18 protein-coding genes and 1 pseudogene are annotated in these 21,703 nt (G+C 58.9%); 5 read left to right on the forward strand and 14 right to left on the reverse strand.

Annotated features, from left to right (window positions below):
* Positions 1-154: pseudogene (locus ADK28_RS33025) on the reverse strand (paerucumarin biosynthesis protein PvcA); the annotation flags it as partial.
* A gap of 191 nt (positions 155-345) precedes the next feature.
* Here ADK28_RS33025 and ADK28_RS15325 point away from each other — a divergent pair.
* On the forward strand, positions 346-1,272 hold the full coding sequence (locus ADK28_RS15325) for a LysR family transcriptional regulator (RefSeq protein ID WP_028127864.1): 927 nt from the start codon (positions 346-348) through the stop codon (positions 1,270-1,272).
* A gap of 272 nt (positions 1,273-1,544) precedes the next feature.
* On the opposite strand, the gene ispH is transcribed toward ADK28_RS15325, so the two are convergent.
* The 5 genes from ispH to ribF form a co-directional block, all read right to left on the reverse strand.
* On the reverse strand, positions 1,545-2,498 hold the full coding sequence (ispH, locus tag ADK28_RS15330) for a 4-hydroxy-3-methylbut-2-enyl diphosphate reductase (RefSeq protein ID WP_033641229.1): 954 nt from the start codon (positions 2,496-2,498) through the stop codon (positions 1,545-1,547).
* A complete protein-coding gene (gene fkpB / locus ADK28_RS15335; RefSeq protein ID WP_016929135.1) occupies positions 2,479-2,949 on the reverse strand; it encodes an FKBP-type peptidyl-prolyl cis-trans isomerase in 471 nt (156 codons plus the stop codon). Before fkpB ends, ispH begins: the two co-directional genes overlap by 20 nt.
* A 1-nt stretch (position 2,950) precedes the next feature.
* On the reverse strand, positions 2,951-3,460 hold the full coding sequence (gene lspA / locus ADK28_RS15340; RefSeq protein WP_016929136.1) for a signal peptidase II: 510 nt from the start codon (positions 3,458-3,460) through the stop codon (positions 2,951-2,953).
* A gap of 13 nt (positions 3,461-3,473) precedes the next feature.
* Positions 3,474-6,290, reverse strand: coding sequence for an isoleucine--tRNA ligase (gene ileS / locus ADK28_RS15345; RefSeq protein ID WP_048796023.1), 2,817 nt, complete (start codon positions 6,288-6,290; stop codon positions 3,474-3,476).
* A gap of 156 nt (positions 6,291-6,446) precedes the next feature.
* Positions 6,447-7,385: a bifunctional riboflavin kinase/FAD synthetase gene (gene ribF, locus ADK28_RS15350; protein ID WP_048796024.1), complete on the reverse strand. Its 939-nt coding sequence runs from the start codon at positions 7,383-7,385 to the stop codon at positions 6,447-6,449.
* Between the two features lie 390 nt (positions 7,386-7,775).
* Between ribF and rpsT the strand changes: the two genes are divergently transcribed.
* The gene (gene rpsT / locus ADK28_RS15355; RefSeq protein WP_004932960.1) at positions 7,776-8,039 is read left to right on the forward strand and encodes a 30S ribosomal protein S20; all 264 of its coding nucleotides are present in this window, start codon (positions 7,776-7,778) and stop codon (positions 8,037-8,039) included.
* Between the two features lie 71 nt (positions 8,040-8,110).
* Here rpsT and nhaR read toward each other — a convergent pair whose 3' ends face one another.
* The 4 genes from nhaR to dnaK all read right to left on the reverse strand — a co-directional run bounded on the left by nhaR (position 8,111) and on the right by dnaK (position 13,750).
* On the reverse strand, positions 8,111-9,010 hold the full coding sequence (gene nhaR / locus ADK28_RS15360) for a transcriptional activator NhaR (protein ID WP_028127865.1): 900 nt from the start codon (positions 9,008-9,010) through the stop codon (positions 8,111-8,113).
* 192 nt (positions 9,011-9,202) lie between these two features.
* Positions 9,203-10,369, reverse strand: a complete 1,167-nt coding sequence (gene nhaA / locus ADK28_RS15365; protein WP_033641227.1) for a Na+/H+ antiporter NhaA — start codon at positions 10,367-10,369, stop codon at positions 9,203-9,205.
* 236 nt (positions 10,370-10,605) lie between these two features.
* The gene (gene dnaJ, locus ADK28_RS15370; RefSeq protein WP_004932969.1) at positions 10,606-11,730 is read right to left on the reverse strand and encodes a molecular chaperone DnaJ; all 1,125 of its coding nucleotides are present in this window, start codon (positions 11,728-11,730) and stop codon (positions 10,606-10,608) included.
* A 106-nt stretch (positions 11,731-11,836) separates the two neighbouring features.
* A complete protein-coding gene (dnaK, locus tag ADK28_RS15375; RefSeq protein WP_004932972.1) occupies positions 11,837-13,750 on the reverse strand; it encodes a molecular chaperone DnaK in 1,914 nt (637 codons plus the stop codon).
* 324 nt (positions 13,751-14,074) lie between these two features.
* Here dnaK and satP point away from each other — a divergent pair, with 324 nt between their 5' ends.
* A complete protein-coding gene (gene satP / locus ADK28_RS15380; protein ID WP_048796026.1) occupies positions 14,075-14,674 on the forward strand; it encodes an acetate uptake transporter in 600 nt (199 codons plus the stop codon).
* Positions 14,675-14,721: 47 nt separating this feature from the next.
* On the opposite strand, the gene ADK28_RS15385 is transcribed toward satP, so the two are convergent.
* The 3 genes from ADK28_RS15385 to tal form a co-directional block, all read right to left on the reverse strand.
* Positions 14,722-16,029, reverse strand: coding sequence for an MFS transporter (locus tag ADK28_RS15385; RefSeq protein WP_016929143.1), 1,308 nt, complete (start codon positions 16,027-16,029; stop codon positions 14,722-14,724).
* A 124-nt stretch (positions 16,030-16,153) separates the two neighbouring features.
* On the reverse strand, positions 16,154-16,741 hold the full coding sequence (gene mog / locus ADK28_RS15390; protein WP_015376607.1) for a molybdopterin adenylyltransferase: 588 nt from the start codon (positions 16,739-16,741) through the stop codon (positions 16,154-16,156).
* Between the two features lie 151 nt (positions 16,742-16,892).
* Positions 16,893-17,846, reverse strand: coding sequence for a transaldolase (tal, locus tag ADK28_RS15395; protein ID WP_004932982.1), 954 nt, complete (start codon positions 17,844-17,846; stop codon positions 16,893-16,895).
* A gap of 383 nt (positions 17,847-18,229) precedes the next feature.
* Between tal and ADK28_RS15400 the strand changes: the two genes are divergently transcribed.
* Together ADK28_RS15400 and yaaA are read left to right on the forward strand one after the other, a co-directional pair.
* On the forward strand, positions 18,230-19,666 hold the full coding sequence (locus ADK28_RS15400) for an alanine/glycine:cation symporter family protein (RefSeq protein ID WP_033641226.1): 1,437 nt from the start codon (positions 18,230-18,232) through the stop codon (positions 19,664-19,666).
* Between the two features lie 105 nt (positions 19,667-19,771).
* On the forward strand, positions 19,772-20,548 hold the full coding sequence (gene yaaA, locus ADK28_RS15405; protein ID WP_033641483.1) for a peroxide stress protein YaaA: 777 nt from the start codon (positions 19,772-19,774) through the stop codon (positions 20,546-20,548).
* 47 nt (positions 20,549-20,595) lie between these two features.
* On the opposite strand, the gene thrC is transcribed toward yaaA, so the two are convergent.
* Positions 20,596-21,703: threonine synthase (gene thrC / locus ADK28_RS15410; protein ID WP_048796025.1), on the reverse strand; the 1,108-nt coding region annotated here is incomplete at its 5' end.

The raw sequence follows: 21,703 nt of genomic DNA on the forward strand, positions 1-21,703 counted from the left end.
TTTCGATGAATGCCCGAATGCGCGGCAATTGCACCTGAGTGACCCGCCGTTCTTCTTCAGCGATCGAGGTGTCGTCGCCGGGGAAACGGCGGCGGTATTGCAATAATTCACGTAGGATCTTTAACGATATTTCTTCTTTCTGAGCGCTGTCCACAATGAGCTCCTGTTACGATGTGGTGCGGGAGTATTATTGATAAGCGCAATAAGATTTATCAAAAAGAGAAAAAATCTCTGCAAAATAATAATCAGCCCGTCGTTTATATGCTTCAGGCAATATAGAAGAGATGATGCTATATTATTAGCCCGTATAATTCACAATCTTGGTTAAGTTGTGCTTAACAAACTATGAGCAATATTTTAAAACGCATGGCCATTTTCTCAAAAGTGGTCGATTGCGGCGCATTCAGCATGGCGGCAAAAGAATTGGGCATGACGACCTCCGCCGTCAGCCAACATATTCGCCAGCTGGAGGAGCATCTGGGCATTCAATTACTGTTGCGATCGACGCGTTCATTGAGTCTGACCGAAGCAGGATTGTGTTTTTATGAAGATTGCCTGCTGATGATCCACGCTGCCGAACGTGGCCAACAACGGATCGCCGCGCTGCGCGGAGAACTGGTCGGCGAACTGCGCGTCGCCACTTCCACCGAATTCGCCACTCACTATCTGGTGCCGGCGTTGCAAAGCTTTCTCGACGAGCATCCTCGGCTCACGCTGCGGCTGGAGATCCACGATGAGAAGATAGACCTGATCGCGCAACGCATCGATCTGGCGATACGCGGCGGCGTGCTGGCTGATTCCAGCTACGTTTCCACGCGGTTGGCCCGCTGCCGCGAAGTGTTGTGCGCCTCACCGGCCTACCTGGCACACCACGGCGTGCCGGATTCGCCGCAGGCGCTGACCCATCACCATTGGGTCACCTTTACGCCGCTCGGCAACCCACAGTTTGTCCGTCTTATCCATCGCAACGGCGATGAACACCGCATGCGCATGACCGGGCGTTTGTTCACCAACAGCGGTATGGCGATGAAGGAGTTGGCGTTGACCGGCAAGGGCATCATTCGCAATTTCTTCGCCAATGTTGAACGTGAATTGCGCAGCGGCGAGCTGATTGAAATATTGCCCGATTGGCGCTTACCGGAAATTAATTGCTACGCCATTATGCCACGTAGGGAGATCCAACCATTAAAAGTCAGACGATTGCTGGAACATATGAAACTCTATTTGCAGGAGAAGGGATTAACCGCCGTAGAACATATTCGGCAGGAATAAAATAAGAAACATCTGCAACATCCATTATTGTAATTATTGTAATCACTTTGCCAACACCGGGCCTATTTAGATTGCAGCCTAATGATATTCTTATTAATGACTTTTCGCCAGCCTATATAATTAACCACACCGACGTTATTTCAAATACTCAGAATAAATTTGACTTTAGTTAGCAGAAAATTTGAATATGCATGGAGTGTTATTTTTTACGCGGCTCGCTTTCCAAAAAAAACGGGAAGCCTAAGCCCCCCGTTGTCATTCACTCACGCACCTCAGTCAATCTGACGGACGTCCACGCGCAGCTCTTTCGGCACTTCGAACACGATGTTCTCTTCGCGCCCGCTGATTTCATGCACGTCCAGGCCACCCAGCGCTTTCAGGCGAGAGATCACCTCCTGCACCAGCACGTCCGGCGCCGAGGCGCCGGCGGTAACGCCGATATTGCGCGCTTCGCTCAGCCAGCTTTCCTGAATATCCGCCGCCGAATCGATCAGATAAGCCGGTTTGCCCACGCGCTGCGCCAGTTCGGCCAGACGGTTAGAGTTGGAAGAGTTCTTCGACCCCACCACCAGCACCACGTCCGCATCGCCGGCCAGGTTGCGCACCGCTTCCTGACGGTTGGTGGTGGCGTAGCAAATGTCATCCTTGCGCGGACCGATAATGCTCGGGAAGCGCTGACGCAGCGCATCGATCACGTCCGAGGTATCATCAACCGACAGCGTGGTCTGCGTCATGAAGCACAGGTTGTTTTCGTCTTTCACCTGCAGCTTCCACACGTCTTCCGGCGATTCGACCAGGTACATGCCGCCCTGCGGGTTGCTGTACTGGCCCATGGTGCCTTCCACCTCCGGGTGCCCGGCATGGCCGATCAGGATCGCTTCGGTGCCGCGGCGGCTGGCGCGCGCCACTTCCATATGCACCTTGGTCACCAGCGGACAGGTGGCGTCGAACAGCATGGTCAGATCGCGCGCCTTGGCTTCGGCGCGCACCGCCTGAGAAACGCCGTGCGCCGAGAAGATCAGGATAGAGCCGTCCGGCACTTCGGCGATCTCTTCGATAAACACCGCGCCGCGCTCACGCAGGCTGTCGACCACGTAGCGGTTGTGCACCACTTCATGTCGCACGTAGATCGGCGCGCCATATAGCTCCAGCGCGCGTTCCACGATGCTGATCGCACGATCAACCCCGGCGCAGAAGCCGCGCGGGTTAGCCAGCAATATTTGCATGCGTCTCCTCCTGCTGCGGATCGATCTCCAGCACTTCGATGTCGAAGGTCACCGGATGGCCCGCCAGCGGATGGTTGAAATCGACGGTGATTGAATCCTCCGCCACCGCGCGCACCACGCCCGGCATTTCGCTGCCGTCGATGGCGGTAAACAGCATGATGGTGCCCACGTCCGGCACGCCGGTTTCCGCGAAGTCGCGGCGCGAGAAGAACTGGACCAGATCCGGGTTCTCCGCGCCGAACGCCGCTTCCGGCTGCAGGGTAAAGGCGCGCTTGTCGCCCGCGCGCAGGCCGAGCAGTTGCTCTTCCAGCGGCGCCGACAGGCTGCCGTCACCCAGGCGGAACAGCGCCGGTTTGCCGCTGCTGCGGGTGGATTCGGCGGTCGAACCGTCTTCCAGTTTCAGCGTGAAGTGAACCAGCACCGCGCTGTCACTGATAACCTGAGCCGTCATATTACTCACCTTTACTCTTTGCGTCTTTGTTCGCCGGCGACAAGAAACCTTCCAGCACGATCATCGCCGCGCCCACGCAGATAAAGCTGTCCGCCAGATTGAAGGTCGGGTAGTGCCAATCACCGACGTAGAAGTCGATGAAATCGACCACAAAACCGTGCCACAGGCGATCGAACAGGTTGCCCAGCGCCCCGCCGATGATGAAGGCGTAGGCGATGTTGTTCAGCTTCTGCTGCGCCGCGCTGCGGTACATCATCACCAGCAGCACCGCGACGATGGCGATGGCGATGCCGGCGAAGAACCAGCGCTGCCAACCGCCGTGATCGGCCAGGAAGCTGAACGCGGCGCCGTAGTTGCGCGCGTAAAACAGGTTGAACGACGGGATCAACGGCTGGGACTGGCCCAGCGTAAAGTTAGCAAGGATCCACTGCTTGCTGCCAAAATCCAGCGCCAGCACCGCCACTACAACCCACAGCCAACGCAGGCCGGTCGAACAAATTGGTTTACTCATCAGGCGCGAGTTCTCAGGCAAAGTTACGCTTCTCGCCGTCACCGGCGACGTTGCTCACACAGCGGCCGCAGATGTCTGCGTGCTCCGCCACCAGGCCGATATCGGTGGTGTAATGCCAGCAGCGCGGGCACTTCTCACCTGGCGCCGTGCTGAAGGCGATTTTCAGCCCTTTCAGCAGCTCGGAAGCCTGCGCGTCGGCCGGCGCATCCGCCAAAGGCGCAACGCTTGCCGCAGAGGTCAGCAGCACAAAGCGCAGCTCATCCTGCAGGCTGTTCAGACGCGCCGCCAACTCGCTGTCGGCATACAGCGTCACCGCCGCTTCCAGCGAACCGCCGAGGCGTTTGTCGGCACGCGCTTGCTCCAGCACCTTGTTCACTTCGCCGCGCACTTTCAGCAGCTCAGCCCAGAAAGCGTCGTTCATCGACTCGCCTTCCGCCAGCCCGAACAGGCCGTCGTACCACTCTTCAGTGAACACGTACTGCGCGCGTTTGCCCGGCATGAAGCCCCAGATCTCGTCTGCGGTGAATGACATGATCGGCGCCATCCAGCGCACCAGCGCTTCGACGATGTGATACAGCGCGGTCTGGCAGCTGCGGCGGGCGACGCTGTCGCTCTTCGCGGTGTACTGACGATCCTTGATGATATCCAGGTAGAAGGAGCCCATCTCGACCGAACAGAACTGCATCAGGCGCTGCACCACTTCGTGGAAATCGTAGTTGGCGTAAGCCTGCTCGATATCCCGCTGCGCCGCCAGCGCGCGGCCGACCGCCCAGCGATCCAGCACCACCATGTCTTCCGGCGCCACGCAATCGGTGCTCGGCTCGAACCCGTTCAGGTTGGCCAGCAGGAAGCGCGCGGTGTTGCGGATGCGGCGATAAGAGTCGGCGGAGCGCTTGAGGATCTCGTCAGACACCGCGATCTCGCCGGTGTAATCGGTCGACGCCACCCACAGACGCAGAATGTCGCCGCCCAGCTTGTTCATCACGTCCTGCGGGCTGACGGTGTTGCCGATCGATTTGGACATCTTGCGGCCCTGGCCGTCGACGGTGAAGCCGTGGGTCAGCACTTCCTTGTACGGCGCCTTGCCCTTCATCGCGGTGGAAATCATCAGCGATGACATGAACCAGCCGCGGTGTTGGTCGGAGCCTTCCAGATACATGTCGGCGCCGTGGCCGTTGAATTCAGGACGCACGTCGACAACCGAGGCGTGGGTGGAACCGGAATCGAACCACACGTCCAGCGTATCCGGCACTTTCACGTAGTCGGCGGCTTCCGCGCCGAGGATGTCGGCCGCGTCCAGATCCCACCAGGCCTGAATGCCGTCTTGCTCGACGCGTTTGGCCACTTCTTCCATCAGCTCAACGCTGCGCGGGTGCAGCTGCTCGGTCTCTTTATGCACGAACAGCGACATCGGCACGCCCCAGGTGCGCTGACGCGAGATGCACCAGTCCGGGCGGTTGGCGACCATCATTTCGATGCGCGCCTGGCCCCAATCCGGGATCCACTGCACGCCCTTGATCTCTTCCAGCGACTGCTGACGCAGGCCTTTCTGATCCATGCTGATGAACCATTGCGGCGTAGCGCGGAAGATGATCGGCGTCTTGTGGCGCCAGCAGCACGGATAGCTGTGCAGGAACTTCTCGACGTGCAGCAGCGCGCCTTTGTCACGCAGCAGATCGACGATCAGATCGTTGGCCTTGAAGACGAACTTGCCGTCCAGCAGCGGGTAGGTGCCGGTCAGGTAGCAGCCGTTCGGCCCTACCGGGTTGGCCACTTCCAGGCCGTATTTCTGGCCGATCACGAAGTCGTCCGGGCCGTGGCCAGGCGCGGTGTGCACCGCACCGGTACCGGCGTCCAGGGTCACATGCTCGCCGAGGATCGCCGGCACGTCGAAGTCCATGAACGGGTGTTTGAAGCGCAGCAGCTCCAGATCGGCGCCTTTGCAGCTGCCCAGCACCGTCCACTCGGTGATGCCGGCGCGTTTCATCACGCTTTCCACCAGTTCGGCCGCCAGGATCAGGCACTGGCCGTCAACCTGCACCAACTGATAGGTGAAGTCCGGGTGCAGCGAGATCGCGCGGTTGGCCGGCAGGGTCCACGGAGTGGTGGTCCAGATAACCAGGGAGATGGCGCCGCTGAAGTGGCTCACGCCGAACTTAGCCGCCACGGCAGTCGCATCGGCCGCATGGAAGCTCACGTCGATCGACGGCGAAGTCTTGTCGTAGTACTCCACTTCCGCTTCCGCCAGCGACGAGCCGCAGTCGGTGCACCAGTGAACCGGCTTGGCGCCTTTCAGCAGGTGGCCGTTGCTGATGATCTTGCCCAGCGCGCGGATGATGTTGGCTTCGGTTTTGAAGTCCATCGTCAGGTACGGACGATCCCAGTCGCCCAACACGCCCAGGCGGATGAAGTCCTTCTTCTGGCCTTCAACCTGCTCGGCCGCGTACTCGCGGCACTTCTGGCGGAACTCGGCCGCCGTCAGCTTCTCGCCCGGCTTGCCGTACAGTTGCTCAACCTTCAGTTCGATCGGCAGGCCGTGGCAATCCCAACCCGGCACATAAGGCGAGTCGAAGCCGGCCATCCCTTTCGACTTGATGATAATGTCTTTGAGAATCTTGTTAACCGAGTGACCAATGTGAATGCTGCCGTTCGCATACGGAGGGCCGTCATGCAAAATGAAGGTTTTTTTGCCCTTTTTGGCAGTACGAATAATCCCGTACAGATCCTGTTCATACCAACGTTGCAGCATGCCAGGTTCGCGCTTGGCGAGATCGCCGCGCATCGGGAACCCTGTTTCCGGCAAGTTCAGGGTATTCTTGTAGTCACTCATGAGATTCTCGTTTCCGTTTTCGGCTATTTACCCGTCGCACTTCAAGCTGCATCTTTGTCGGCCGCCCTTTCTCACCCGAATCACTTGCCTGTGCAAGCTCATCGGGGTTCGCGCGGTTGCCGCCGCGATGCAACTCGAATTGTTTAGGGTAAACGATTAAACCAGTGTTTTTAACCCGAAGAACTTCCGGGCCGTCACCACATCATTGGCGATTTGCTGCTTCAGGGCATCCAGCGAAGCAAACCGCTGTTCATTGCGCAATTTTGCGCGGAGCACCACCTCAATATGGCGCCCGTAAAGATCCATTGTGACATCCAGCAGATGCACTTCCAGCTGCTGGCGCACGCCGGCGACGGTCGGGCGCGTGCCGATATTGGCCACGCCCGGCAGCGGCTTCGGCCCCAGGCCATACACTTCCACCGCATACACTCCTTTCACCGGCGCCACCAGACGCTTGAGCGGCAGATTGGCGGTCGGGAAGCCGATGGTGCGCCCCAGCTCATCGCCGTGCACCACGCGCCCGGAGATGCTGTACGGGTGGCCCAACAGGGTCTCCGCCAGCGGCAGATCGTCCTCGCTCAGCGCGGTGCGGATCGCGGTGCTGCTGATGCGCCGATCGCCTTCGCGGAAGGTCGGGGTGCTGACTACGTCGAAGCCGTGCTCTTTTCCGGCCTGCTGCAATAGCGGAAAATCGCCCTGACGCCCGGCGCCAAAGCGAAAATCATCCCCCACCATCAGGAATTTGACGCCCAGTTTTTCCACCAGCAGCTCGGCGACGAACGCCTGCGCGGTGTTGGCGGCGAAACGCGGATCGAACTTGACGCACAGCAGGTAATCGACGCCCGCCTGCGCCAGATAGTTGGCCTTGTCGCGCAGGCGCGTCAAGCGGGCCGGCGCCTTGTCTGCGGCGAACATCTCCAGCGGCTGCGGCTCAAAGATCATGACCATCACCGGCAGCCCGAGGCGTTGCCCTTGTTGCTTCAACTGCTCCAGCAGCGCCTGATGACCGCGGTGTACGCCGTCAAAGTTGCCGATGGTGAGCACGCAACCATGGTGGCGCGCCCGGATATTGTGAATGCCGCGAATTAGCTCCATAGCTGGCTCAAAACAGTGGAAATCGGCGGATTATACCTTGTACAGCCGGTAAGGTTAACCCGCGATTGGTGCCTTTATGTAATAGACATACCATACCGGAGATAATCTGCGCGTGAAACGGCTTCGCCGCAGTTTATCCGGCGTTGCCGGGGCGATTCTCGACCGCGGCCAACGGCTTGCGCCCGCCGCGGCAAAACATTGGCGAATTTTCTCGCGAAACACTGTATTCCCAAGAGCGAAGCTGGTAAAATCCTGCGCCATCACAACGTAGCGAGTGCCGCCTGTACAAACGGCGCTTATTTGCACAAATCCATTGACAAACGAAGGCTAAAAGGGCATATTCCTCGGCCTTTGAATTGTCCTCAATAGAATATATTTGGGAGTTGGACCTTGGCTAATATCAAATCAGCTAAGAAACGCGCCGTACAGTCTGAGAAACGCCGCAAGCATAACGCAAGCCGTCGCTCAATGGTGCGTACCTTCATCAAGAAGGTAGACGCAGCTATCGCAGCTGGCGACAAAGAAGCAGCACAAAATGCATTCCTGGTAATGCAACCACTGGTGGACCGTCAGGCAGCTAAAGGCCTGATCCACAAAAACAAAGCAGCGCGTCATAAGTCAAACCTGACTGCACGCATCAACGCAATGCAATAAGCATTTCGTTATCTGCTTGATAAAAAAACCGGCTCAGGCCGGTTTTTTTACGTCCTGCGTTCAGTGAACCGCTAGCAGGAAAACAGCGCCGAGAAGTCTTTGTTGCAGACGCGCTGCACCGCCGGATGCTGGATCATGCGCTCGGCGAAGATGATGTAATACTCCTCCTGCACGCTGTCGATACGCCCAATCTCCACCACGTTGTCATCGTTGTAGGTATCCTGCGCATACAGCGTCGGCGCCACGAAGATCGCATTGTGGTACATGCCGAAGGCCTTCATCAGCGCCGCATCGTCAAACTCGCCCAGAATTTCCACCTGAATGCCCTGCGTATTGAACCAGTTGAGCAGCTTGCGCCCCAACATCGAACGGCGGCCGGGGATCAGCAGCTTGCGCTGCTCCAGACAAGCCGGGAACGGCAGGTCCGGCGCCGGTTGGCGACAGAAAAAGCTGATGCCGCACTCGCCCAGCTTCAGCGAGAACAGCCCTTCCTGCTGGCTGGAGTCCACCGGGCAATCCGAGAGGATCATATCCAGCTTGTGCTGGCTAAGCTGCTCCAGCAGCATCTCGTGCGTCGATTCAAAGCAACGCAAGTGGATCTGCTCGTTGTCCACCACCACCGCCGTTTCCAATACCTGGCTGACCAGCCGCTTCGACAGCGCATCCGCTACGCCGACGTCGAACAGCAGGTTGGACTCTTTGCGGTAGTTGACGATATCCAGCATTTCCTGGCTGAGCATAAACATCTTGTCGGCATAGCGGAACACCAACTGCCCCAGCTCCGAAGGCACCAACCCGCGCCCCTGGCGTTTGAACAGCTTGCCGTCCAACCGCTCTTCCAGCGCTTTGATCTGGCCGGTGATGGTCTGCGGCGTCAGAAACAACGCTTCGGCGGCACCAACCACGGAACCGGCCTTGCAGACCTGCCAGAAATAGTAAAGGTGATTAAAGTTGATATGCGACATCCTCACGAGCGGCTCTCCTTAACAACGTTTCGCAGCGGCAAACGGTGTGCCGTGACGAGCGACAAACTTCCTTTCCCTGCTTCAGACAACGTATAACCCCATTAGTCCCAACGAAGAACGGCCGAAGCTGCACATATTTTATACCGTACAGCTCCGACCAGCCATTTTATTATGTGCCTTTACCGGACACATTCAGGATTAACGCACGCGCGGCAACGCCAGACGCAGCAATCCATACCCTACCACCGCCGCAGTGGTGGAGCCCAACAGGATCCCCAGGCGGGAATAGGTGCTGAGCGCCGCATCTGCATCGCCAAACGCCAGCGAGGCGATAAAAATCGACATGGTGAAACCAATGCCGCAGAGCACCGAAACGGCAAACACCTGTTTGAAGCCGATGCCTTCAGGCAAACGGGCGATGCCCATTTTCACCGCCAGCAGGCTGAAGAGGAAAATCCCCAGCGGCTTGCCGATAAACAGCCCAGCCGCAATCCCGACCGGCAGCAGCGACGTTAACCCTTCCAGCGATACGCCCTGCAAAGAGACCCCGGCGTTGGCGAAAGCGAACAGCGGCAGGATCATAAACGCGACCCAAGGGTGCAACTCATGCTCCAGCGTTTCCGACGGCGATGGCCCCTTTTTGACGTTCAACGGGATCATAAAGCCGACGATCACCCCGGCCAGCGTCGCATGCACCCCAGACTTGAGGATCGCCACCCACAACACCAGGCCAACCATCATGTATAACGAGGTCTTGCCCACGCCGCGCCAGTTCATTACCGCCAGCAGCGCCGTCGCCGCCGCCGCCACGCCCAGCGCCACCATCGACACTTCGTGGGTGTAGAACAGTGCGATGATGATAATCACGCCCAGGTCGTCGATGATCGCCAACGCCAGCAGGAACACTTTCAGGCTGGTCGGCACGCGGTTGCCCAGCAGCGCCATTACGCCAAGCGCGAAGGCGATATCGGTCGCGGCCGGGATCGCCCAACCCTGGCGGGTGACGTCATCCGCGCCGTTGAACAGCAGGTAAATCAGCGCCGGCGCCAGCATGCCGCCCAGCGCGGCGATCGCCGGAAACACCGCCTTATCGCGCCCGGACAGCGAGCCTTGCATCAGCTCGCGCTTGACCTCCAGCCCCACCACCAAGAAGAAGATGGCCATCAGGCCATCGTTGATCCACAGCAGCAGCGGCTTGGCGATCTCCAGCGAAGCAATCTTCACCATCACCGGCAGGTTAAGGAATGCCTGATAGATCCCCTGCGCCGGGGTGTTGGCCATGATCAGGGCGACGATCGCCGCCGCGATCAGAATGATACCGCCCGCGGCTTCCTGACGTAAAAATTGACGAATGATGTTGGTCACAGTACGTCTCTCCAAATCTGTGCAGGACGTAGCGCCCTGCGAACCACAGTCATGAAGTGAGTATAGAGGGCGTTTTAGTTCGAAAAAATAAGTTTATAAATGCTAAATGGCTCGGAAAAACCGATAAAAAGCACGAATAAGTCACACTTATATTATGGAATTTGCGGTTTGGCGCGCAAATAAAAACCCCGGAACAGAAGTCCGGGGTTCGTACATAAACCAAAAGAAACAGTAGGTTAGCGAGTCAGATCGTCAAAGAACTTTTTCACCCCGTCGAAGAAGCTCTTCGAACGCGGGCTGTTCTTGTCGCCGGACGGGCCACCCAGGCTCTCTTCCAGCTCACGCAGCAGCTGCTTCTGCTTGTCGTTCAGATTGACCGGGGTTTCCACCACCACGCGGCACAGCAGGTCGCCCTGGCTGCCGCCGCGCACCGATTTCACGCCCTTGCCGCGCATGCGGAACAGCTTGCCGGTTTGGGTCTCCGAAGGCACCTTCAGTTTCACCCGGCCGTCCAGCGTCGGCACTTCAATCTCGCCGCCCAGCGCCGCCATGGCGAAGTTGATCGGCACTTCACAGTACAGGTTGTTGCCTTCACGCTCGAAGATCGGGTGCGCCTTCACCTGCACCTGAACGTACAGATCGCCCGCCGGTGCGCCGTGTTCGCCGGCTTCACCTTCACCCGCCAGGCGGATGCGGTCGCCGGTATCGACGCCAGCCGGAATTTTCACCGACAGCGTCTTGGATTTTTCTACCCGGCCGTGGCCGTGGCACTTGTTGCACGGATCTTTGATAATCTGACCGCGGCCATGGCAGTGCGGACACGCCTGTTGCACGGTGAAGAAGCCCTGACGCATCTGCACCTGGCCCTGACCGTGACAGGTTGGACAGGTCACCGGCGAGCTGCCCGGTTTGGCGCCGCTGCCGTGGCAGACGTCGCACTCTTCCAGCGTCGGGATGCGGATCTCTTTGGTGACGCCACGTACCGCTTCCTCGAGGGTCAGCTCCATGTTATAGCGCAGATCGGAACCGCGGCTGGCGCGCTGACGGCGGCCTCCGCCGAAGATGTCGCCAAACACGTCGCCAAAGATATCGCTGAAGTCGGCGCCGCCGCCAAAGCCGCCGCCGCCCATGCCGCCCTGTTCAAAGGCCGCGTGCCCATACTGGTCGTAGGCCGCGCGTTTCTGGTCGTCGGTCAGAACTTCGTAAGCTTCTTTAACTTCTTTAAACTTGGTTTCGGCGTCTTGTTCCTGGTTGCGGTCAGGATGGTATTTCATCGCCAGGCGTTTATACGCCTTTTTGATCTCACGTTCATCCGCCGTCTTGCTGACGCCGAGAATCTCGTAATAGTCTTTCTTCGCCATTCTTTCGCTTACCCTTAACATGCGTGCACGGGCGCAGAGTTGCCTCGACGCCCGTGCTGGTTTCCGGGAACGACACCTCGGCCGCCCCGTGCCCGCTTAAGGGCGATTATTTTTTGTCTTTAACTTCTTCGAACTCGGCGTCAACCACGTCGTCGTCTTTCTGCGCCGCGTTGTCCGCGCCGGCGTCAGCACCCTGCTGAGCCTGCTGCGCCTGAGCCATTTCCAGCAGTTTGCCGGAAACCTGCACCAGCGCCTGAGTCTTCGCTTCGATCTCGGCTTTATCTTCGCCTTTCACCGCCGCTTCCAGATCCTTCAGCGCCGCTTCGATCGCCGTTTTGTCTTCCGCCGGCAGTTTGTCGCCCGCTTCTTCCAGCTGCTTGCGAGTGCCGTGGATCAGGTGATCCGCCTGGTTACGCGTCTGTACCAGCTCTTCGAACTTGCGGTCAGCTTCAGCGTTCAGCTCGGCGTCGCGCACCATTTTCTGGATTTCGTCTTCGTTCAGGCCAGAAGATGCCTTGATGGTGATCTTCTGCTCACGACCGGTGTTCTTGTCTTTGGCAGACACGTGCAGGATGCCGTCGGCATCGATATCGAAGGTCACTTCGATCTGCGCCATGCCGCGCGGCGCCGCCTGGATGCCGTCCAGGTTAAACTGGCCCAGAGATTTGTTATCGCTGGCGCGCTTACGCTCACCCTGCAGCACGTGGATGGTTACCGCAGACTGGTTGTCTTCAGCGGTAGAGAACACCTGGCTGTGCTTGGTCGGGATCGTGGTGTTTTTGGTGATCAGCGGCGTCATCACGCTGCCCATGGTTTCGATACCCAGCGACAGCGGGGTCACGTCCAGCAACAGAACGTCCTTCACATCACCGGCCAACACGCCGCCCTGCACCGCAGCGCCCACGGCAACCGCTTCGTCCGGGTTCACGTCTTTACGCGGTTCTTTGCCGAAGAAGTCTGCGACTTTCTTCTGCACCATTGGCATACGGGTTTGGCCGCCCACCAGGATCACGTCTTGAATGTCGGAAACCGACAGGCCTGCGTCTTTCAGCGCCACTTTCAGCGGTTCGATAGAGCGCGCAACCAGATCTTCAACCAGCGACTCGAGTTTGGCGCGAGTCACTTTGATGTTCATGTGTTTTGGACCGGTCGCGTCTGCGGTGATGTACGGCAGGTTAACGTCGGTCTGCTGAGCGGAAGACAGTTCAATCTTCGCTTTCTCAGCGGCTTCTTTCAGACGCTGCATCGCCAGCGGATCGTTGCGCAGATCGATACCCTGATCTTTCTTGAACTCTTCCACCAGATAGTTGATCAGACGGCTGTCGAAGTCTTCGCCACCCAGGTGGGTGTCACCGTTGGTCGCCAGCACTTCAAAGGTTTTTTCGCCGTCAACGTCGTCGATTTCGATGATGGAGATATCGAAAGTACCGCCGCCCAGGTCATAAACCGCGATGGTGCGGTTGCCGACTTCTTTGTCCAGGCCGTAGGCCAGAGCCGCCGCAGTCGGTTCGTTGATGATGCGTTTGACTTCCAGACCCGCGATGCGGCCGGCGTCTTTGGTCGCCTGACGCTGGGCGTCGTTGAAGTAAGCCGGTACGGTGATAACCGCTTCAGTTACCGGTTCGCCCAGGTAATCTTCCGCCGTTTTCTTCATTTTTTTCAGCACTTCCGCAGAGATCTGCGGCGGAGCCATTTTCTGGCCTTTCACTTCCAGCCAGGCGTCGCCGTTGTCGGCTTCGACGATTTTGTACGGCATGATCGCTTTGTCGCGCTGCGCTTCTTCATCCTGGAAGCGGCGACCGATCAGGCGCTTGATGGCGAACAGGGTGTTTTCAGGGTTGGTCACTGCCTGACGCTTAGCCGGCTGGCCAACCAGAGTTTCACCGTCCTGGGTATATGCGATAATAGAAGGAGTGGTGCGGTCGCCTTCGGCGTTTTCCAGCACGCGTGCCTTGGCACCATCCATAATTGCTACGCAAGAGTTGGTAGTACCCAGGTCGATACCAATAATTTTGCCCATCTAAACGTCTCCACTAAAAAATTCATAATCAGTCAGGTTGCTAACCTATATGCGGGCGATTTTTTGCTTTTCAACTGCCCGATATCTCAGTGCGACCCGCGGTTAGCAGCTGCGGTTGCAAATAAGATGGGGCCATCCAGTCCGGCATCAAGGGGCAAGGCGAAAAAAATTTCTTTTTTTATCGTCATTCAGATCATTGTTTCCGGCTGCGGGGATCATTATGATGCGCGCGCTCTGGTGGAAAACTTCGATTTTTTGGCCATTCAGACCATTTATGATTTTACTTCGCTGTTTCCGTTAATTTTCTGTTATCGCAGAGGACTTATGCACACCAACAAGTTGGCGAATCCCGGCCCTCTCGGCCTGATGGGCTTCGGGATGACCACCGTCTTGCTGAACCTGCACAACGCGGGCTTTTTCCCACTGAACTCCGCCATCATCAGCATGGGGATTTTCTTCGGTGGCCTGGCCCAGATCCTGGCCGGTCTGCTGGAGTACAAGAAGGGCAACACCTTCGGCATGACCGCCTTCACCGCCTACGGCAGCTTCTGGCTGAGCCTGGTCGGCCTGCTGCTGCTGCCGCGTCTGGGCCTGGCTGAAGCCACTGAGGCGCACGTGCTGGGCATCTACCTGGCGCTGTGGGGCGTCTTCACCCTGTTCATGTTCTTCGGCACCCTGGGCGCCAACCGCGTGCTGCAGTTCGTGTTCGCCAGCCTGACGCTGCTGTTCGCCCTGCTGGCCGTCGGCAACATCACCGGCAACCACGCGCTGCTGACCTTCGCCGGTTATGAGGGCATCATCTGCGGCGCCAGCGCCATCTACCTGGCGATGGCAGAAGTGCTCAACGAGCAATACGGCCGCACCGTGCTGCCGATTGGCGAACCGGCCCCGGCCCGCGTCGCGGCCTCACCGGTCGCGGCGTAATCGCCCTCCCCTGACGAAAAAGCCCTGCACTGCAGGGCTTTTTTTTTTTAGCTGTAGGAGTCGGCTCGCCGCTCCCCGGCTTCGCTGTTCAGGTCGCGATGCAGGTAGACGCCGAGCAGCAGCCCGAGGAGCGACAGCGCCAACACATAGTAAGCGGGCGCTAACGGGGTTAATTTCATGATCAGCGTCACAAAAATAGGGGTTAAACCGCCAAAAATAGCGTACGAGACGTTATATGAGAACGAGATGCCGGTAAACCGCACTTCCGCCGGGAAGGCCCGCACCATCACATACGGCACGGCCCCCACCACGCCTACGCTGAAGCCCACCAGCGCATAGCAGGCGAACAGCATTTCCGGGCGCACGCCCACCGTTTGATAGAACAGCCAGCTGCAGCCGGCCAGCAGCACACTGCCGACCACCAGCGTTTTGCTGGCGCCGAAGCGATCGGCCGACAAACCGGCGACGATGCAGCCGGCGATCAGCATGATGGTGGCGATGCTGTTGGCCTGCAGCGTCAAGGCCGGCGCAATGGCGAACTGCTTTTGCAGATAGGTCGGGGTCATCAGGATCACCACCACGATGCCGGCGGAGAGCAGCCAGGTCAGCAGCATCGACACCGCCACTTCCCGTTTGTGGTTGATCACCACCGATTTCAGCGGCAGCTCCTCGGCCAGCGCTTTACGCGCCTGCATCTCGATAAAGATCGGCGTCTCCTGCAGCCAACGGCGCAAGTACATCGCCACCAGGCCGAACATGCCGCCCAACAGGAAAGGAATGCGCCAGCCGCCGCCGGCGATGCTCTGCGGGCTGAGCGTGGTGTTGATCACCGTCGCCACCACCGAGCCCAACAAGATGCCCACCGTCAGCCCGGCGGTCAGCGTGCCGCAGGCGAAGCCGATGCGCCGGCGCGGCACGTGTTCGGCGACGAAGACCCAGGCGCCCGGCACCTCACCGCCGATCGCCGCGCCCTGCAGCACGCGCATCAGCAGCAGCAGCAGCGGCGCGGCGATGCCGATGCTGGCGTAGGTCGGCAGCAGACCCATCGCCAGCGTCGGCAACGCCATCAGCAGAATGCTCAGGGTAAACATCTTTTTGCGGCCGACCAGATCGCCGAAGTGCGCCATCACGATGCCGCCCAGCGGGCGGGCTAGATAGCCGGCGGCGAAGATGCCGAAGGTTTGCACCAGCCGCAGCCACTCCGGCATGTCCGCCGGGAAGAACAGATCGCCGACCACGGCGGCGAAGAACACGAAGATGATGAAGTCGTAAAACTCCAGCGCGCCGCCCAACGCGGCCAACGTCAGCGTTTTGTAGTCTTGCCGGTTCAGCCGGCGATTATTGTCGTGAGGCATAGGGCACCGTCGGTAAAGGCTGTAAAAATAAAAGCCGCAGGCTTTCTGTAAAAGAATCCTTACTATAACGGCAAATTATTTTCACACCAGACGGGCTGAAGCCGATCTCGCAGAGCGCTGAAATTTAGAGGTTTATCTCGCGACGCGCGCTCTTTGGCCGAAATGCTGCTACCACCGCGGCGTGCGTTTCGACGTAAGGCCCGTCAAGCAGTTGAATGCAATAAGGCACGCTGGCGAAGATGCCATGCACCACCGCATTGCCCTGCTCATCCTTTACCCCTTCCAGCGTTTCCTTGATCGACTTCGGTTGGCCGGGCAAGTTGATGATCAGCGCCTGTTTGCGGATCGCCCCCACCTGGCGAGAAAGAATTGCCGTTGGCACATAGTGTAGGCTGATCTGACGCATTTGCTCGCCGAAGCCGGGCATCACGCGATCGGCGATCGCCAGTGTGGCGTCGGGGGTGACGTCGCGGCGCGCCGGCCCGGTGCCGCCGGTGGTCAGCACCAGATGGCAGCCCATTTCGTCCACCAGCTCGCACAGCGTCTGTTCAATTTGCGTCTGCTCATCGGGGATCAGCCGGGTTTCCAGCTTGAAGGGCGTCGCCAGCGCGCCGGCCAACCACTCCTCCAGCGCCGGAATGCCTTTATCCTGGTAAACGCCGCCGGAAGCGCGGTCGGAAACGGAAACCAAACCAATACGTAAAATATCCATGCGTAACCTCTACAGCCTGATGGGGTCCGAACGGGTTCGTCTCCCGTTCTGTTGTCATTGCCGAGAGTATAAGGGCTTCCCCCGCCGGCGGGAGCGTCGGGCATAAAAAAAGGTGGCCTGAGCCACCTTTTTACTGCGCGATCTGCGGGAATTACAGCAGGTCGGCGATCATTTTTTCCAGTTTACCCTGGTCTACGGCGAACTTGCGGATGCCGTCGGTCAGTTTTTCAACCGCCATCGGATCCTGGTTGTGCTGCCAGTAGAACTCAGGTTCGGTCAGTGCGGCAGGACGCGCCTTCACTTCACCGGTGTAAGACAGTTTACGCTCCAGCGCGCCTTCGCTCTCCGCCAGCTCTTTCAGCAGCGCAGGCGCGATGGTCAGGCGGTCACAGCCGGCCAGTTCGATGATTTCGCCGACGTTGCGGAAGCTGGCGCCCATCACCACGGTGTTGTAACCGTGCTGTTTGTAGTACTGGTAAATTTCGGTCACGGAGATCACGCCCGGATCTTCGTGCGGAGCGAACTCTTTCTTGTCGCCGTTAGCTTTGTACCAGTCGAGGATACGGCCGACGAACGGCGAGATCAGGTAAACGCCGGCTTCGGCGCAGGCGCGAGCCTGAGCGAAGGAGAACAGCAGCGTCAGGTTACAGTTGATGCCTTCTTTCTCCAGCTGCTCCGCCGCGCGGATGCCCTGCCAGGTCGAGGCCAGTTTAATCAGAATGCGATCGTTGCTGATGCCGGCTTCGTTGTACAGCTTGATCAGGCGCTTGGCCTTGGCCACGCTGGCAACGGTGTCGTAAGACAGGCGTGCATCCACTTCGGTGGAGATGCGGCCCGGAACCAGTTTGAGGATCTCCAGACCGATGTTGACCGCCAGCTTGTCGGCGGCGTCGGCGATCTGCTGCTCGCGATCGCTGCTCTGGCCGCGCGCCCAGGCAATGGCTTCGTCAATCAGTTTGCGGTATTCAGGAATTTGGGCTGCATTGAGGATCAGCGAAGGGTTGGTTGTGGCGTCCTGCGGTTGATACAGCTTCATTGCCGCGATATCACCCGTATCTGCAACCACTGTAGTCAGCTGGCGCAGGGAAGTTAATTTGTCGGTCATGTTGGCATTATCTCATCGTTTGTGCATGAACTTTTGGCATTGTTCAACCATGCCCTGCCCTGATAATAACATGCGCCAAGCCCGGTGCAAGGCTGGAAAACCGCGGCGCGCAAGCATCTGTTTTATCCTTGGGCGAGCAACCGTTTACGCCGATATCTTTCGCCATAACCGAGCGGATGGAAAGGCAATAACGTGCTATCGCCCGAATAAATTATGTTAAATTCGAAAAAATTGATGCAATTCGTCCGCTAATCTGCGAAAAATCTTAATCGACTGACGCCGGACAGATTCCAGCTAAGCTCTTGTAAAAAATAGGCCAATGTTTTTCACCTGCGGTGGATGCTGCAAGGTGCGCATGACATTTCGATAAGAGGAGGGATCCCTTGACGGACCTGATGAATTTTATAAACAACATTTTGTGGGGGTCAGTGCTGATTTATCTGCTGCTCGGCACCGGCATTTACTTCACGTTGCGTACCCGCTTTATCCAGCTTCGCCACTTCAGCCACATGTTCTCGGTGTTGAAAAACAGCAATAAAAGCGACAGCGCCGGCATCTCCTCTTTCCAGGCGCTGTGCACCACGCTGGCGGCGCGCGTCGGCACCGGCAACCTGACCGGCGTCGCCATCGCCCTGACCGCCGGCGGCCCCGGCGCCATCTTCTGGATGTGGGTGGTGGCGTTTATCGGCATGGCCACCTCATTTGTGGAAAGCTCGCTGGCTCAGCTCTATAAAACCAAAGACGACAACGGCAACTACCGCGGTGGCCCGGCCTATTACATGGAAAAAGGCCTCGGCATGCGCTGGATGGGCGTGCTGTTCTCGATCTTCCTGATCATCGCGTTCGGTCTGGTGTTCAACGCCGTGCAGGCCAACTCCATCGCGCAAGCCTCCGCCGTCGCCTTCCATTTGCAACCGCTGCACGTCGGCATCGGTCTGGTGCTGCTGAGCGGCGTGGTGATCTTCGGCGGCATCCGTTCCATCGCCAAAGTGGCCGAACTGGTGGTGCCGCTGATGGCGGGCGCCTACCTGCTGCTGGCTCTCTGGGTGATTGGCCATAACATCGAACACATGCCGGCGATCCTGGCGCTGATCTTCAAAAGCGCCTTCGGCCTGCAGGAAGCCGCAGCCGGCGCCGTCGGTTACGGCATCTCCCAGGCGATGACCCAGGGCGTGCAGCGCGGCCTGTTCTCCAACGAAGCCGGCATGGGCTCGGCGCCCAACGCGGCGGCGTCCGCCTCGCCTTATCCGCCGCATCCGGCTTCGCAGGGCTACGTGCAAATGCTCGGGGTGTTTATCGATACCATCGTCATCTGCAGCGCCACCGCGGCGATCATCCTCTCTTCCGGCATACTCGATCAGCCGACCGACAGCATCAGCGGCATCGATCTGACGCAGCGCGCGCTGTCGACCGCCGTCGGCAGCTGGGGGGCACCGTTCGTCGCCATCGCCATCTTCTTCTTCGCCTTCACCTCGATCATCGCCAACTATGCCTATGCCGAGAGCAACCTGGTGTTCCTCGAACACAATCATCCGGGCGGCCTGCTGATTTTCCGCTGTGTGGCGCTGGGCATGGTGATGTTCGGCGCGCTGGCAGAGCTGCCGCTGGTGTGGAAAATGGCGGATACCTCCATGGCGCTAATGGCGATCACCAACCTGACGGCGATCCTGCTGCTGTCGCGGGTGGCGCTGAAACTGGCCGACGACTACCATCGCCAGCGCCGCCTGGGCAAGCTACCAACCTTCGACGCCACCCGATTCCCGGAGCTGAAATCGCAGCTGGAGCCGGGCGTGTGGGACGATCAAAAGCCGCCGCGCTGAGTTTTCCGGGGCGCGTGCGATGCGCGCCCCGCCTATTGGACCGATTGCCGCTTTTTCCTGCGCTTTTTGCTACAGTACCCGCACTTGGATAAACAGGATCTGGCCATGCTCGTTATTATTTCCCCTGCAAAAACGCTCGATTACGACAGCCCGCTGGCGACAAAACGCTTCACGCAACCCGAACTGCTGGACAAGTCTCAGCGGCTTATCAACATTTGCCGCAAGCTGACGCCGGCGCAAATCGCCAGCCTGATGAGCATCAGCGACAAGCTGGCCGGCCTGAACGCCGCGCGCTTTAGCGAGTGGCAGCCGGCATTTACCCCGGACAACGCCCGTCAGGCGCTGCTGGCGTTCAAGGGCGACGTATATACCGGCCTGCAGGCGCAGGATTTCAGCGAAGCCGATTTCGACTTCGCCCAGCAGCATCTGCGCATGCTGTCCGGCCTGTATGGGGTGCTGCGCCCGCTCGATCTGATGATGCCGTATCGGCTGGAGATGGGCATCAAGCTGGAAAACCCGAAGGGCAAAGATCTGTACAGCTTCTGGGGCGATCAGATCACCAAAAAGCTCAACGAAGCGCTGGAGCAACAGGGCGATGACGTGGTGGTCAATCTGGCGTCCGACGAGTATTTCAAAGCGGTGAAGCCGGCCAAACTGCACGGCGCGCTGATCAAACCGGTGTTCCTCGACGAGAAGAACGGCAAATACAAGGTCATCAGTTTCTACGCCAAGAAAGCGCGCGGGTTGATGAGCCGCTTTATCATCAAGAACCGCCTGACGCGCAGCGAGCAGTTGGCGGACTTCAACTTGGAAGGCTACGCCTTCGACGAAGCCGCCTCGCAGGGCAATGAACTGGTGTTCAAGCGCCCGGAGCAGGCATAAAAAAAAGCCGTCGCAAGACGGCTTTTCGCATTCTAACCTGCCGAATTTCAGGCCGGAAGTGCCATCAGGAACGTGCGCAGCTCGCCGAAACTGGCCGGCAGCGTGTGCGACAACAGCGGCAGATCGGCCCGCAACGCCAGCGCTTTCGGCAACGGCAGTTCCTGGCCGAGGATCGCCTCCACGCTCTCTTTAAACTTGGCCGGATGCGCGGTGCCAAGGAACAGACCAAACTCCCCTTCCTGCAGCTGATCGCGCAGCGCACGGTAGGCGATGGCCGCGTGCGGTTCGGAGACATAGCCCAACTCGGCCAGCTCACGCATCGTGTCTTTGGTGGTCTCGTCGCTGACCGCCGCGTGGCCCAGCTCTTTCAACTGCCAGACCTTGCGACGGAACAGCTCTTCCACGCGCGGCCAGTTGTTCGGCTGGCTGACGTCCATGGCGTTGGACAGCGTCGCGACCGTGGCGTGCGGCTGCCACTGGCCGCTGGTCAGGAAGCGCGGCACAGTGTCGTTGGCGTTGGTGGCGGCGATGAAGCGCTTCACCGGCAGACCCAGCGACTTGGCCAGCAGCCCGGCGGTCAGATCGCCGAAGTTGCCGCTCGGCACCGAAATCACCAGCTGATTGCGCGCTTCCTGCGGTAGCTGCGCCACCGCTTCGAAGTAGTAACAGATCTGCGCCAGCAAACGGCTGATGTTGATCGAGTTGGCCGAGTTCAGGTGCAGCGCATCTTTCAATTCCTGATCGTCAAATGCCTGCTTCACCAGCGCCTGACAGGCGTCGAAGTCGCCGTCGATCGCCACGGTGTGAATGTTGCCGCCCAGGGTGCAGAACAGTTTCTCCTGCAACGGGCTGATTTTGCCCTGCGGGTAGAGGATCACCACCCGGACGTTTTTCAGGCCGTAGAAGGCATGCGCCACGGCGGCGCCGGTGTCGCCGGAGGTGGCGGTCAAAATGGTCACCGGCTGATCGCCGGCCACTTCCGCCAGCATCTGCGCCATAAAGCGGCCGCCAAAGTCTTTGAACGCCAGCGTCGGGCCGTGGAACAGCTCCAGGCAGGAGACGTCTTCCGTCACTTTCGCCACCGGCGCCGGGAACTCAAAGGCGGCCTGTACGCGTTTCTTCAGCGCCGCTTCCGGCACCTCTTCGCCGATAAAG

Origin of the sequence: Serratia sp. 506_PEND (genome assembly GCF_001076875.1) — a bacterium.
GTDB classification, from domain to species: Bacteria; Pseudomonadota; Gammaproteobacteria; order Enterobacterales; family Enterobacteriaceae; genus Serratia; species Serratia marcescens.